Consider the following 13,903-nt stretch of genomic DNA (forward strand, 5'->3'; position numbering starts at 1 on the left):
TGTCGGGCTGCCTGGCCGTGACTCGCCCGGGGGCGCGGGGAACTGCGCGGCCGGCCCCCACGGGCCCGCACCCGGCGTTGGAGGGTCAGGCGGGCGAGCTTGTCGGGCTGCCCAGGCCCTCACTCGCCCAGGGGCGCGGGGAACTGCGCCACCAGCCCCCACCGGTCCGCACTCGAAGCAAAAGACCGTGCACCCCCGTCCGCTACTGCGGGGGTGCACGGTCGGTTCGTGGGGTGGGGCGTCAAGGCGTCCGCGCCGACCCCCGCCCAGACACCGCGCGGCGCTTCAGCGCGCTGCCCAGCAGCACCGCCCCCAGCCCCAGCGCCGCCCACCACGCCAACGTCAGCGCCGGCCCGGCCGCCGCCGCCCCGTCGAAGAAGGAGACCGAGCGCAGCAGCGAGGCCCCGGCCCCCGGCGGCAGCCACTGGCCGATCACGCCGGCCGGCGCGGGCAGCATCTCGGGCGCCGAACTCGCCCCGGAGAACGGATTGCCGATCATCATCACCACGAACGCGCCAAGCCCGATCCCCGGCGTGCCGAGCAACGCCGCGAGCCCCGCCACCGCGCCGCTCACGGCCAGTGTCGAGAGCGCCAGCGCGCCCGCCTCGGGCCACCAGCTCCCGGTGAACGCCCCGAGCCAGCTGCCCGCGATGAGCGCGGCCACCGTACCCACCACCGCGGCCGCGCCGACCAGCGCGGCGACCGCGCGCCGGCCGCGCAGACCCAGCAGGGTCACCACCGCTCCCGCGGCGATACCGGCGAGCGTCATGGGCATCACGCTGGACGTCAGGACCGAGCCTCGCGGGTCGTCCGCCGAGCCGGGAACGACGTCGACGGTCTGCATCGGGGCGCCGTCCGCCCGTTGGGCCACGGCCTGCTGGAGCGACTGCGCCACGAGCGGGCTTGCCGCCGAGGCCGTGAGCAGCTTGGGGCCCTGCTCGGTGACGACGACCGCGCCGTATACGGTCCGGGCCTCGATGGCGTCGCGGGCGGCGGCCTCGTCCGCGTAGCGGTGGATCTCGAACGCGCCCTCGTGAGCTTCGAGTTGCTTCTGCACCTGGGCGGTAGCGGTCGCCGGGCCCGCCACGCCGAGCGGCAGATCGTGGGGAGCCGTACGCGCCGCTGGCCAGGCGAAGGCCCACAGGGCGAGGGCCGCCAGGACCGGGATCAGCAGGACGACGGCAGCGATGTGCCGGCGGCGCGAGGGCTGCGGGGTGGGGTGGGGTGCCGACGCGTCCGGCGTCGGCGTCACCGGTGCGGTGGGTGTGGGCGTGGGCGTGGGTGTCGGTCCAGATGCGGACGTAGCGGACGTGGCGGACATGATTCTTCCCTCGATTCGGGTGGGGTGAGTTAAAAAGAAGGATCGTTCGTTTTAGCTGTGGGTTCACTGTCTCGCCGGTGCTCGGGCTTGTCAAGAAGGAATGTTCGTTTTAGTTTTTGGTCATGGCTCGCGTATCCCAGGAACACCTCGACGCCCGTCGCCGCCAGATCCTCGACGGCGCGGCCCGCTGCTTCGCCCGCAACGGGTTCCACGCCACGTCGATGCAGGACGTGCTGAAGGAGGTGAACCTCTCGGCCGGGGCCGTCTACCGCTACTTCAGCGGGAAGGACGAGCTGATCGCGGCGATCGTCACCGAAGTCCTCGGGGGCGTCCGTGAGGCCTTCGAGGAAGCCGCCCGGCACACGCCGCCGCCGATGCCCGACGTACTGGTGGGGCTGGTCATGACCCAGGTGCTCGGCCTGGGCGGTCCGGGAAAGCACGGTCTGACCTGGGACGGGGAGGCATCCTTCCCCCGGCTGATGGTGCAGGTCTGGACGGAGACCCTCCGCGACGGTGAGCTGTCGGCGTTGCTGCGGGAGGGGTTCGGGTCGGTGCGTGATGCGTGGGTGAAGGTGGTGGAGGGGTATCAGGAGGCGGGGGTGATGCGGGCGGATATTCCTGCGGAGCATGTTGCGCGGACGCTCATTGCTGCGGCGCAGGGGTTTGCTGCGCAGCAGGCGCTGTTCGGTACCGCGCCTGCGGAGGTTTTGCAGGATGGGTTGCGGGCGTTGATGAGTGTGCGGGCGCCGGGGTAGTCGCGCCGTTCCCCGCGCCCCTGAAAGATTGCGCCGTTCCCCGCGCCCCTGAAGACAAAAGACTGCGCCGTTCCCCGCGCCCCTGAAGACAAAAGACTGCGCCGTTCCTCGCGCCCCCAAAGGCAAGAGACTGCGGCGTTCCCCGCGCCCCAGGGACGCGCCCCAGGGACGCGGGGCCGGGTGCGCGTGGCGGTTAACGTGTTTGAAACTCTGCGGAACTAGCCTGCACCACCATGTCACCTGGGGTTTTGGTGGCTGCGGCAGTCGGGCCCCGCACGGTCCGGCGTGAGGACTGTGAGGTGGGAAGCCGTGCAACTGACGCCGCACGAGCAGGAGAGGCTGCTCATTCATGTGGCCGCCGACGTGGCCGAGAAGCGCCGGGCCCGGGGGTTGAAGCTGAACCATCCCGAGTCCGTCGCGTTGATCACCTCGCACATCCTCGAAGGAGCCAGGGACGGCCGTACCGTGGCCGAACTCATGGCCTCCGGACGCAAGATCCTCACCCGCGAGGACGTCATGGAGGGCATCCCCGAGATGATCCACGACGTACAGGTCGAGGCGACCTTCCCCGACGGCACCAAACTCGTCACCGTCCATGACCCGATCGTCTGACGGGGGAGCAGCGGCAGCCATGATTCCCGGAGAGTTCTTGTTCGCCGAGGGCCCCGTCGCCTTCAACGAAGGCCTCGCGGTCACCCGGCTCACCGTCCTGAACGCCGCCGACCGGCCCGTCCAGGTCGGTTCCCACTACCACTTCGCCGAGGCCAACCCCGGTCTCGACTTCGACCGCGCCGCCGCGCACGGCAAGCGGCTCAACGTCGCCGCCGGCACCGCCGTGCGCTTCGAGCCCGGCATCCCCGTCGAGGTCGAACTCGTGCCGATCGCCGGCGCCCGTGTCGTGCCGGGTCTGCGCGGCGAGACCGGAGGAGCCCTCGATGCCTGAGATCTCGCGTGCCGCCTACTCCGACCTGTTCGGGCCCACCACGGGCGACCGGATCCGGCTCGCCGACACCGACCTCCTGATCGAGATCGAGGAGGACCGTTCCGGCGGGCCCGGACGCGCGGGCGACGAGGCCGTGTTCGGCGGCGGCAAGGTCATCCGGGAGTCCATGGGGCAGGCACGCGCGACGCGCGCCGAAGGCACCCCGGACACCGTCGTCACGGGCGCGGTGATCGTCGACCACTGGGGGATCGTCAAGGCCGACGTGGGCATCCGCGACGGCCGGATCACCGGCATCGGCAAGGCCGGCAACCCCGACACCATGGACGGGGTGCACCCGGACCTGGTCATCGGCCCGGAGACCGAGATCATCGCGGGCAACGGCCGTATTCTCACGGCCGGTGCCATCGACGCCCATGTGCACCTGATCTGCCCGCAGATCGCCGACGAGGCGCTGGCCTCCGGCATCACGACCCTCGTCGGCGGCGGCACCGGGCCCGCCGAGGGGTCCAAGGCCACCACCGTCACCCCCGGGCCCTGGCACCTCGCCCGGATGCTGGCGGCGATGGAGCAGTACCCGCTCAACTTCGGACTGCTGGGGAAAGGCAACACCGTTTCCGAGGAGGCGATGCTGTCCCAGCTGCGGGGCGGCGCGCTCGGCCTCAAGCTCCATGAGGACTGGGGCTCCACGCCCGCCGTCATCGACGCCGCGCTCACCGTCGCGGACCGCACCGGCGCGCAGATCGCCATCCACACGGACACCCTCAACGAGGCCGGGTTCGTCGCCGACACGCTCGCCGCCATCGCGGGGCGCACGATCCACGCGTACCACACGGAGGGCGCCGGAGGCGGGCACGCGCCGGACATCATGACCGTGGTCTCCGAGGCGCACGTGCTGCCCAGTTCGACCAACCCGACCCGGCCCTACACCGTCAACACCGCCGAGGAACACCTCGACATGCTGATGGTCTGCCACCACCTGAACGCCGCCGTCCCGGAGGACCTGGCGTTCGCGGAGTCCCGTATCCGGCCCACCACGATCGGCGCCGAGGACATCCTGCACGACCTCGGCGCGATCTCGATCATCTCCTCCGACGCCCAGGCCATGGGGCGCGTCGGCGAGGTCATCATGCGGACCTGGCAGACCGCCCACGTCATGAAACGGCGCCGGGGCGCACTGCCGGGGGACGGGCGCGCGGACAACCACCGCGTACGTCGCTATGTCGCCAAGTACACGATCAACCCGGCCGTCGCCCAGGGTCTCGCCCGCGAGATCGGCTCCGTCGAGACCGGCAAGCTCGCCGACCTCGTGCTGTGGGAGCCCGCGTTCTTCGGCGTCAAGCCGCATCTCGTCGTCAAGGGCGGGCAGATCGCGTACGCGCAGATGGGCGACGCCAACGCGTCCATCCCCACGCCTCAGCCGATCCTGCCGCGGCCCATGTTCGGCGCGATCGGCCGGGCTCCCGCGGCCAACTCGTTCAACTTCGTGGCGCCGATCGCCATCGAGGACGGGCTGCCCGAGCGGCTCGGACTCGGCAAGCGGTTCGTGCCGATCGAGTCGACGCGCGGGGTGACCAAGGCGGACATGCGCGAGAACGATGCCCGGCCGCAGGTGCGGGTCGATCCCGACAGCTTCGCCGTCACCATCGACGGGGAGCTGGTGGAGGCGACGCCCGCGGCCGAACTGCCGATGGCTCAGCGGTATTTCCTGTTCTGAGGCTCAGTTCTGAGGCTCAGTTCTGAGGTCAAGTTCTGAGGTCGTGTCCTGAGGCCATGGTGCACCAGGGCCGGTTCCACCTTTTGGTGATCTAGCGATCCGAGGCTCGTCATGTCGCGTGCTGCGTTGCTCGTCCTGGCCGACGGCCGGTTTCCCGCCGGAGGGCATGCCCACTCCGGCGGGGCCGAGGCGGCGGTCAAGGCGGGCCGGATCACCGGGGCCGCGGACCTGGAGGAGTTCTGCCGGGGGCGATTGCACACGGCCGGGCTGGTGTCCGCCTCGCTCGCCGCGGCTGCGGCGCTCGGGGTCGACCCGGTGGAACTCGACGGGGCCGCGGACGCTCGTACGCCGTCGCCCGCGTTGAGGATCGCCGCGCGCAAGCTCGGGCGGCAGCTGATGCGGGCCGGGCGGGCGACCTGGCCGTCCGCCGAACTCGACGCGCTGGCCGGGCGGTTCCCCAAGGGCGCCCATCAGCCGGTGGTGCTCGGGGTGGTCGCGCGGGCCGCCGGGCTCGGGGCGGACGACGCGGCGTACTGCTCCTTGTACGAGTGTGTCAGTGGGCCGGCGAGTGCGGTGGTGCGGTTGTTGAGTCTTGATCCGTTCGATGCGACGGGGGTGTTGGCGGGGTTGGCTCCTGAGCTCGATGTGGTGGCCCAGCGGGCCGTCGAGGGGGCGCGGTGTGCGGTTGAGGGTGGGGTGGGGGTGTTGCCGGCGGGGGGTGCTCCGCTGTTGGAGATCGGGGCGGAGGCGCATGCTGCTTGGGCTGTGCGGTTGTTCGCGTCCTAGGGGGTTTCGCCCCCGCCGCCCCTACCCTTCCCGTCACTGCATGGGGGCTGCGCCCCCTCGCCCCCCCCGTATCGCGCTTCGCGCTCGTCCTCAAACGCCGGACGGGCTGGAAGGGGCGCGGACGGGCTGGAAGGGTCGCGGACGGGCGAAGGGTCGCGGCGTGCTGAAAGGGGCGGGAGGGGCTGAAAGATCAGTGAGTGGGTTGGTGGGCAATAAATGGAGTTGGAGTCGTAGTCATGCATCTTGATCAAGGTCATACCCATGACGGGCCCGTCGCCGTCAGTGCCGATGCTCATCGGGCCGATGGGCGGCGGCGGGCTCTGCGGATCGGGCTCGGGGGGCCCGTGGGGTCCGGGAAGACCGCTACCGTGGCCGCGTTGTGCCGGGCCCTGCGCGACGAGTGGTCCTTGGCCGTGGTCACGAACGACATCTATACGCGGGAGGATGCCGAGTTCCTGTTGCGGGAAGCCGTGCTGCCGCCCGAGCGGATCACCGCCGTCGAGACCGGGGCCTGCCCGCACACGGCGATCCGGGACGACATCTCCGCGAACCTCGAAGCCGTCGAGGACCTGGAGGACGAGGTCGGGCCGCTGGAGCTGATCCTCGTGGAGTCGGGGGGCGACAATCTGACGGCGACCTTCTCCAAGGGGCTCGTCGACGCGCAGATCTTCGTGATCGATGTCGCGGGCGGGGACGACATCCCGCGCAAGGGCGGGCCCGGGGTCACCACGGCCGACCTGCTCGTGGTGAACAAGACCGATCTCGCCCCGTACGTCGGATCGGATCTCGGACGGATGGCCGCCGACGCCAAGGCTCAGCGGGGCGAACTGCCCGTCGTCTTCCAGTCGTTGCGCGCCGAGGGCGGGGACGGGGTCGAGGCCGTCGCCGACTGGGTGCGGGCGCGGCTCGCCGCGTGGGCGGCGTGACCTCCGGGGCGTCCGGGGTGCGGGCCGCCGCGCGGATCGGTGCCCGGCCGGACGGGCGGGGCGGGACCGCGCTGCCCACCCTGGAGAGCGGGGGCCCGCTCGCCCTGCGGCGGACGCGGGCGAGCGGTTCCGAGGCCCGCGTCATGCTGGTCGGCGCGATGAGCGGGCCGCTGGGCGGTGACCACTTCACCGTGACGGCCGAGGTCGCCGAAGGGGCACGCCTGCACGTCGGGTCGGCCGCCGCCACCATCGCACTGCCGGGGCAGGCGAAGGGGGAAGCGCGGTACGACGTACGCCTGAAGGTGGACGACGGGGGTGAACTGCGCTGGCTGCCCGAGCAGTTGATCTCCGCCAACGGGAGTGATCTGCGCGTCGCCACCCGGGTCGAGCTTGCGGCCGGGGCTCGGCTCACTCTGCGCGAGGAGCAGGTGCTCGGGCGGGCCGGTGAGGAGCCCGGACGGCTCAGCAGTCGGCTCACCGTCCTGCTCGACGGACGGCCGCTGTTCGACCAGGAGCTCTCCTGCGGACCCGGCGCGCCCGGCGGATGGGACGGGCCCGCCGTGCTCGGGGGGCATCGCGCACTCGGCCAGCTGCTCGTCGTACGGCCGGAGTATGTGACGCGGCCGGTCGAGCCGCGGTCGCTGGGGGAGTACGCCGCGCTCACCCCGCTCGCCGGGCCGGGCGCCCTGGTGACCGCCGTCGCCGCCGACGCGCTCCAGCTGCGCCGCACCCTCGACGAGGCCCTGCGTGAACTGGACCGCGGCACGGGCTGAAGCACCGGCGAAACGAACGTCACCGCTCAACGGACAGAGTTGTTCCGGTTATCGGATTGGCAAAAAAGACACATTGCCCCTGTTCTCAGGTACCTCACAGCCGAAAGGATCCCCCGTACTGACCACGACGACAGTAGGGGGAGAACTCTCTTGAGAGGTATGAGAAAGGTGACGGCGTTCGGCTCGGCCGGAGCGCTCGTCACCGCGACACTCATAGCCGGCGCCGTCGCGGCTCCGACGGCCAACGCGGAATCCCGCCACGGTCAGAACAGCCACGTCAGCCAGACGCGCGGCGCCGAGATCGCCGCCGCCCGCGCCGCGAAGGCCGGCATCGACTGGCAGGACTGTCCGGCGGACTGGGGCATCGCGAAGCCCATCCAGTGCGGCTGGGTCACCGTGCCGCTCGACTACGCGAAGCCCAACGGCAAGAAGATCAAGCTCGCCCTCGACCGCATCGGCAACACGGGCACCAAGGCGGAGCGCCAGGGCGCCCTCGTCTACAACCCGGGCGGCCCCGGCGGCTCCGGACTGCGCTTCCCGACCCGCGTCACCAACAAGAACCCGCTGTGGGTGAACACCTCGAAGGCGTACGACTTCGTGGGCTTCGACCCGCGCGGAGTCGGCCACTCGGCGCCCATCTCCTGCATCGACCCGCAGGAGTTCGTGAAAGCGCCCAAGGCGGACCCGGTGCCCGACTCCGAGGCCGACAAGCGCGCCCAGCGCAAGCTCGCCGCCGAGTACGCGGACGGCTGCGCCGAGCGCAGCGGCGAGATGCTGCCGCAGATGACGACCCCGAACACCGTCCGCGACCTGGACGTCATCCGGGCCGCGCTCGGCGAGAAGAAGCTCAACTTCCTGGGCGTCTCGTACGGCACGTACATCGCCGCCGTCTACGGCACGCTCTACCCGAACCACGTGCGCCGCATGATCGCGGACAGCGTCGTCAACCCGTCGCGCGAGAAGATCTGGTACGAGGCCAACCTCGACCAGGACGTCGCCTTCGAGATGCGCTGGAAGGACTGGCAGGACTGGGTCGCCAAGAACGACGCGGCCTTCCACCTCGGCGACACGCGCGCCGAGGTCCAGGACCAGTGGCTGAAGCTGCGCGCCACCGCCAAGAAGAACCCCATCGGCGGGGTCGTCGGCCCGGCCGAGCTCATCGGCTTCTTCCAGAGCGCGCCCTACTACGACTCGTCGTGGGTGCCGGTCGCGACCGTCTTCAGCAAGTACGTCGCCGGTGACACCCAGGCGCTCGTCGACGCCGCCGCGCCGGACCTGACCGACACCGCCGGCAACATCGCGTCGGAGAACGGCAACGCCGTCTACACGGCCGTCGAGTGCACCGACGCCAAGTGGCCCACCAGCTGGAAGAAGTGGGACCGCGACAACAGCAAGCTGCACAAGAACTACCCGTTCATGACGTGGGCCAACGCCTGGCTGAACCTGCCGTGCGCGACCTGGCCCGCCAAGCAGCAGACCCCGGTGAACGTGAAGACCGGCAAGGGCCTGCCGCCCGTCCTGATCGTGCAGTCCACGCGTGACGCCGCCACTCCGTACGAGGGCGCCGTCGAGCTGCACAAGCGCTTCAAGGGTTCCCGTCTGATCACCGAGAAGGACGCGGGCTCGCACGGCGTGACGGGGCTGGCCAACCCGTGCATCAACGAGAAGGTGGACACCTACCTGCTCACCGGCAAGGTCGGCGCGGCCGACGTGACGTGCACCCCGCACGCCACACCCAAGCCGTAGCGGCCGGTAACGACACAGATGGAGGGGGGCGGCCGTGTTCACCGGCCGCGCCCCTTCCACGTCCTGGGCCTCCACGTCCTGGGCCTCAGGCGGACCGTCCCGCCAGCCAGGCGTCCTCGGCCGCGTAGTCGAAGAGGTCGCCGTACGTCGCGTACATCTTCGGGTACGCCTCCCGCCAGTCCCCGCCGTTCCTCCGGTGTCCGGCCAGCCGGCGCTCGATCCAGGCGACCGTCTCCGGCAGCCGGTCGGCATACCGCGTCACGGGCCGGTACCCCAGCTCCCGCTCCGCCGCCGTCATGTCACAGATCACCGGATGCGGCACCGACCACGGGGTGTCGCCCACGCCCGGGACGGGAGGCGGCCCGTCGACCAGGACGGTCTCGGGCGCGGCCCCCATCACGGCGTCGATCGCCCCGGCGATCTCCGCCACCGTGGGCGCGTCGGGGTCCACGGCGTTCAGGACGCGGGTGCCCGGACGCGCGGCGGCCAGCCGGACCAGCTCCGCGACGGTGCGGACGCTGACGGGATGGAAGCGGCTCGCGCCCCCGAAGGCGAGGACCCGCCGGTCACGGCCGTCCAGATTGCGTTTGACGAAGTACAGCTCACGCGGCGTACGGCAGTGCGGCCCGTGCACGGCGCCCGCCCGCAGCAGCGTGGCGGGCAACCGGTCCGCGACGGCGAGGAGCGCGCGCTCAAGCCCCGCCTTGCGGGTGCTGTACGAGGACTCGCCGAGCGTGACCGTGCGCTGGTCCTCCGGCAGGGGCACCGGGTAGCGGGGGAAGCCGTCCGGTTCGGCCTGCGAGTCGAAGCCACGGCCCTTGTCGTCCTCGTACACCGACACGCTGGAGATGACCACGGCCGATCCGACGCGAGGGGCCAGCGCGGTCAACTGCCGTGCGTGCTCCGGCCCGTAGGCCACCATGTCCACCAGTACGTCGCAGCCGTCGCCGACCGCGGCGGCCAGGGCCGAGTCGTCGGAGCGGTCGACTCGGGCGGTGTGTACCTCGTCCGGCCAGTCCTCGTCGCGTCCGCCGCCCCGAGAGAGAGCCGTCACCTCCCAGCCGTCCCCGGCCAGCGCGCCCACGGCGGCCCGCCCGATCTGTCCCGTCGCCCCGATCACCACAGCTCGTCGTGTCATGGGGCGACCGTAGGGCGCACGCCGCGCTGGTACCCAGTCGATTAGCTGGCGGCAGAGCGCCGGGCCGGCCATCGGCGGAGCAGGTGCGGGTGCGTCGTGGCTGGCGGCGCAGTTCCCCGCGCCCCTGGAGGCTCGCTGCGTCCTCGCCCCCTCAGGGGCACCGGCACCCGCACCCGCTACCCGTCAACGCTGCGGCAGGCGCGGGAACTTGCGGGACTTCGCCTTCTCGGCGGCCTCCTCCGCCTTCACGTCGGCCGCGTACCGGTCCACGTACTCCTGCTCGGAGAGGGTGAGGATCGCGTACATGATCTCGTCGGTGATGGCGCGCAGGATCGCCTTCTCGTTCTCCATGCCCGCGTAACGGGAGAAGTCGAGGGGTTCCCCGAAGCGGATCGCCACCGGGTGGACCTTGGGGATCTTCCGGCCGGGGGGCTGGGCCTCGAAAGTGCCGATCATCGCGCACGGGATGACGGGGACCTCGGCCCTGAGCGCCATCACCGCGACGCCCACCTTGCCCTTGTAGAGGCGGCCGTCGTGCGAGCGGGTCCCCTCCGGGTAGATGCCGAGCAGTTCGTCCTTGCTCAGGACGCCGAGCCCCTCACGGATCGCCGCCTTGCCCGCCTCCTTGCCGGAGCGGTCCACCGGGATCTGCCCGGCGCTGCGGAAGAAGAACGCCGTCAGCCGTCCCTTGATGCCGGGGCCCGTGAAGTACTCGGCCTTGGCGAGGAACGTGATGCGCCGCTTGAGGATCGCGGGCATCAGGAAATGGTCCGAGAACGACAGGTGATTGCCCGCGACGATGGCCGCGCCCGTCGCCGGTACGTGCTCCAGACCCTCGATCCGGGGCCGGAAGACCAGCCGCAACAGCGGGCCCAGGATCACGTACTTGAGAACGTAGTAGAACAACGGGTCGCTCCTCGCTTCGCCGGATCGACCGGACAGGTCCTGGCTGGTCAAACAGGTGTGCTGCGGGACGCCAGTGTAAGTGCAGGCCTCGGCCCGTGTAACCGTCCCTGATCGGACTCATGCTGGACCGGTGTGCCCCAGCCGCACCACCCGCCGACGCGGCGGGTGGCTCGTTCCCGACGGATCCCGCGCCCTCAGCGCCGGCCCGCCCACCGGCCGCCCCCTGAGGTGTCGCCCCGTGAGGTGCCGCTCCGTGAGGCGTCAGTCCCTGAGGTGTCAGTCCTTGAGGTGTCGCTCCGTGGGGTGTCGGTCCGTGCGGACTCGTCGTCCCATGAGCCGACCACCGTGGTCAGGTCGTCCAGCAGCCGCTCGGTGTCCGCGGTCAGAGCACCGAGTGCGGGCGCCGCGGCCCGGCGGCCGTCCGAGAGGGCCGAGGCCAGCCGGTCGTGGGCCGCGACGGCCGCCTTGAGTGCCTCGCGGGCCCGGCGGTGTGCGTCGGCCGTGCCGTCCCGGCAGTCGAGGACGTCACCGGCCGCCCGCAGCACCGGCGACAGGATCCCCGGTACGCCGAGTGCGGACTCCGGGAGTGCGGCCGCCTCGGACAGCGACCGCGTGATCGCCCTGATGTGCTCGGTGATCCGGTCCCAGGTGAAGTCCCACTCGACGGGCGGCGGCGGTACGGCGGCCGAACGGCGCAGTCTGCGCCCCGGGTTGAAGCGGTGGCTCTCGTCCGACCACCGGCGCGCGGTCCGCAGCTCCGTCACCACGTCGGCCAGCCGCACCGCGCTGTCGTACCAGGAGCGGGCCCGTTCCTGGTCGTACGACGTCTCGACGCCGTCGGCGACCTCGTGCAGCAAGTCGGCGCAGTCCCGCGGCAGTCGGGCGCGCAGGTGGTGGACGCGGCCGGAGTGGACCGGCGGCAGGACACTCGCGTTCACGGCGATCCCGATGGCCGCTCCGAGCAGGGTCTCCAGCAGGCGATGCAGTATGTCGAAGCCGCTGTAGGAGCCGTAGGCGAGGACGAACAGCGCGGCCGTCGGCGCGTAGAGGCCCTGGGTGCCGAGCCGCGCGTAATTGCCGAGCAGCACGGTCAACGGCAGGGCCAGCGCCATCGCGGCCATCGTGTCATGGGTCAGCGCGAGGGCGCCGGTGGCGAGCAGGGTGCCGGTCACGACCACCACGACCTGCTGCACGGCGTTCAGCAGCGACCGGTAGACGGTGCTCTGCACCAGGAACAGCGCGGTCCACGGTGCCAGAAGTGCCATCGGCGCGTTCCACCACCAGCCGGCGAGGGCCCAGGCCAGCAGAGCGGCGCCCGCCGCCTTCAGGGACTGGACCGCCGTGTCGCGCTCGGGCCCGGACTCGGTGAAGCATCTGCGCACCGAACGCCCTACGGCGGTGGCCTCCCTGGCGAGGGCGTTCCCCACGTGACGTTCCCTTTCGTTCACCGCGTCCCGGCGCCGGCCGTTCGAAAAGCGGAGGCCGCGCCCGGCCCGGGTACCCGCACCGGGGAACAGTCACTCTCCCCGCGCCCGGTGTGTCGGAGTGTCGGAATGCGGAGAAAGGGGACTCGGGCGGTGGCAGCGGACCACGATCACGATCGCTGGAGGAGCCATACCATGCGCGCACTGACCTGGCAGGGCAAGCGGGACGTCCGGGTGGAGACCGTCCCGGATCCGCGCATCGAGAAGCCCGACGACATCATCGTCAGGATCACCTCCACCGGCCTCTGTGGTTCCGACCTCCACCTGTACGAACTCTTCGGGCCCTTCATCGACTCCGGCGACATCCTCGGCCACGAGCCGATGGGCATCGTGGAGGAGGTCGGACCGGACGTCACCGCCTTCGCCCCCGGTGACCGGGTGGTCATCCCCTTCAACGTCTCCTGCCGCGACTGCTACATGTGCGACCAGGGGCTCCAGTCGCAGTGCGAGACGACCCAGGTCCGCGAGCGCGGCAGCGGCGCCTCCCTGTTCGGATACACCAAGCTGTACGGGCAGGTGCCGGGCGGGCAGGCGGAGTTCCTGCGGGTGCCGTTCGGCAACAAGCTGCCCATCAAGGTGCCGGAGGGGCCGCCGGACGACCGGTTCGTCTATCTGTCGGACGTCCTGCCCACGGCCTGGCAGGCGGTGGAGTACGCGGCGATCCCGCCGGGCGGCAGTGTCACCGTGCTGGGGCTCGGGCCCATCGGCGACATGACCACGCGGATCGCCCAGCAGCGCGGCGCCGGTCTGGTCATCGGGGTGGACCTGGTCAAGGAGCGCCTCACCCGTGCCAGTGCCCACGGGGTCACGTGCTTCGACGCCCGCATGGACGGCAAGGACCTGACGGCGGCCGTCCGGGACCTCACCGACGGGCGCGGGACCGACGCGGTCATCGACGCCGTCGGTATGGAGGCGCACGGTACGCCGTTCGCCAAGGCGGCCCAATGGGTCACCGGGCTGCTGCCCGACGTGGTGGCGCAGCCGATGATGGAGAAGGCCGGGATCGACCGGCTGGGCGCGCTGTACGCCGGCATCGAGCTGGTGCGGCGGGGCGGCACGCTGTCCATCTCCGGGGTCTATGGCGGCGCCGTCAGCCCGATGCCGCTGCTGACGATGTTCGACAAGCAGATCCAGGTGCGGATGGGGCAGGCGAACGTGTGGCGCTGGGTGGACGAGATCCTGCCGTTGCTGACGGACGCGGATCCGCTCGGCGTGGACACGTTCAAGACGCACTCCATGCCGCTGGAGGACGCGCCTAAGGCGTACGCGATGTTCCAGGCGAAGGAGGACGGAATGGTCAAGACCCTCCTGAAGCCCTGACCCCGCTTCGTGGGCGCCTCTAGAGCCCCGGCCCACCACGGCCCCGACAGGGGCGTCTGAGGTCCCGGCCCGCCACCGGCCCCGTTAGGGG

The 13,903-nt window shown here is 71.3% G+C and carries 13 protein-coding genes; 9 read left to right on the top strand and 4 right to left on the bottom strand.

What is annotated here, in order from left to right:
• Positions 1-241 precede the first annotated feature (241 nt).
• Positions 242-1,321, bottom strand: a complete 1,080-nt coding sequence (locus C6Y14_RS23575) for an ABC transporter permease (RefSeq protein WP_225891232.1) — start codon at positions 1,319-1,321, stop codon at positions 242-244.
• A gap of 122 nt (positions 1,322-1,443) precedes the next feature.
• On the opposite strand from C6Y14_RS23575, the gene C6Y14_RS23580 reads away from it, so the two are divergent.
• The 8 genes from C6Y14_RS23580 (at position 1,444) to C6Y14_RS23615 (ending at position 8,964) form a co-directional block, all read left to right on the top strand.
• On the top strand, positions 1,444-2,076 hold the full coding sequence (locus C6Y14_RS23580; protein ID WP_107018781.1) for a TetR/AcrR family transcriptional regulator: 633 nt from the start codon (positions 1,444-1,446) through the stop codon (positions 2,074-2,076).
• A 309-nt stretch (positions 2,077-2,385) separates the two neighbouring features.
• On the top strand, positions 2,386-2,688 hold the full coding sequence (locus C6Y14_RS23585; RefSeq protein ID WP_107018782.1) for an urease subunit gamma: 303 nt from the start codon (positions 2,386-2,388) through the stop codon (positions 2,686-2,688).
• A gap of 19 nt (positions 2,689-2,707) precedes the next feature.
• Complete coding sequence (locus tag C6Y14_RS23590) at positions 2,708-3,019, top strand: urease subunit beta (RefSeq protein WP_107018783.1); 312 nt, start codon at positions 2,708-2,710, stop codon at positions 3,017-3,019.
• Positions 3,012-4,733: an urease subunit alpha gene (locus C6Y14_RS23595; RefSeq protein ID WP_107018784.1), complete on the top strand. Its 1,722-nt coding sequence runs from the start codon at positions 3,012-3,014 to the stop codon at positions 4,731-4,733. The genes C6Y14_RS23590 and C6Y14_RS23595 overlap by 8 nt, the downstream gene beginning before the upstream one ends.
• Positions 4,734-4,844: 111 nt before the next feature.
• Positions 4,845-5,519, top strand: coding sequence for an urease accessory protein UreF (locus C6Y14_RS23600; protein ID WP_107018785.1), 675 nt, complete (start codon positions 4,845-4,847; stop codon positions 5,517-5,519).
• A gap of 236 nt (positions 5,520-5,755) precedes the next feature.
• Positions 5,756-6,445, top strand: a complete 690-nt coding sequence (ureG, locus tag C6Y14_RS23605; protein WP_107018786.1) for an urease accessory protein UreG — start codon at positions 5,756-5,758, stop codon at positions 6,443-6,445.
• The gene (locus C6Y14_RS23610) at positions 6,433-7,218 is read left to right on the top strand and encodes an urease accessory protein UreD (protein ID WP_107018787.1); all 786 of its coding nucleotides are present in this window, start codon (positions 6,433-6,435) and stop codon (positions 7,216-7,218) included. The genes ureG and C6Y14_RS23610 overlap by 13 nt, the downstream gene beginning before the upstream one ends.
• A 159-nt stretch (positions 7,219-7,377) precedes the next feature.
• Positions 7,378-8,964 carry an alpha/beta hydrolase gene (locus tag C6Y14_RS23615; RefSeq protein WP_107018788.1) on the top strand — a complete coding sequence of 529 codons (1,587 nt, stop codon included), beginning with the start codon at positions 7,378-7,380 and terminating at the stop codon, positions 8,962-8,964.
• Between the two features lie 85 nt (positions 8,965-9,049).
• On the opposite strand, the gene C6Y14_RS23620 is transcribed toward C6Y14_RS23615, so the two are convergent.
• The 3 genes from C6Y14_RS23620 to C6Y14_RS23630 form a co-directional block, all read right to left on the bottom strand.
• Complete coding sequence (locus tag C6Y14_RS23620) at positions 9,050-10,087, bottom strand: NAD-dependent epimerase/dehydratase family protein (protein WP_199854838.1); 1,038 nt, start codon at positions 10,085-10,087, stop codon at positions 9,050-9,052.
• A gap of 198 nt (positions 10,088-10,285) precedes the next feature.
• Positions 10,286-11,008: a lysophospholipid acyltransferase family protein gene (locus C6Y14_RS23625; RefSeq protein ID WP_107018790.1), complete on the bottom strand. Its 723-nt coding sequence runs from the start codon at positions 11,006-11,008 to the stop codon at positions 10,286-10,288.
• A gap of 194 nt (positions 11,009-11,202) precedes the next feature.
• Positions 11,203-12,435, bottom strand: coding sequence for an FUSC family protein (locus C6Y14_RS23630; RefSeq protein ID WP_107018791.1), 1,233 nt, complete (start codon positions 12,433-12,435; stop codon positions 11,203-11,205).
• 192 nt (positions 12,436-12,627) lie between these two features.
• Between C6Y14_RS23630 and C6Y14_RS23635 the strand changes: the two genes are divergently transcribed.
• Positions 12,628-13,812 (top strand): alcohol dehydrogenase catalytic domain-containing protein, encoded by a 1,185-nt coding sequence (locus C6Y14_RS23635; protein ID WP_107018792.1) that lies wholly within the window; start codon positions 12,628-12,630, stop codon positions 13,810-13,812.
• Positions 13,813-13,903: the final 91 nt, after the last annotated feature.

The sequence above is a fragment of the Streptomyces dioscori genome (assembly GCF_003024195.1).
GTDB classification, from domain to species: Bacteria; Actinomycetota; Actinomycetes; order Streptomycetales; family Streptomycetaceae; genus Streptomyces; species Streptomyces dioscori.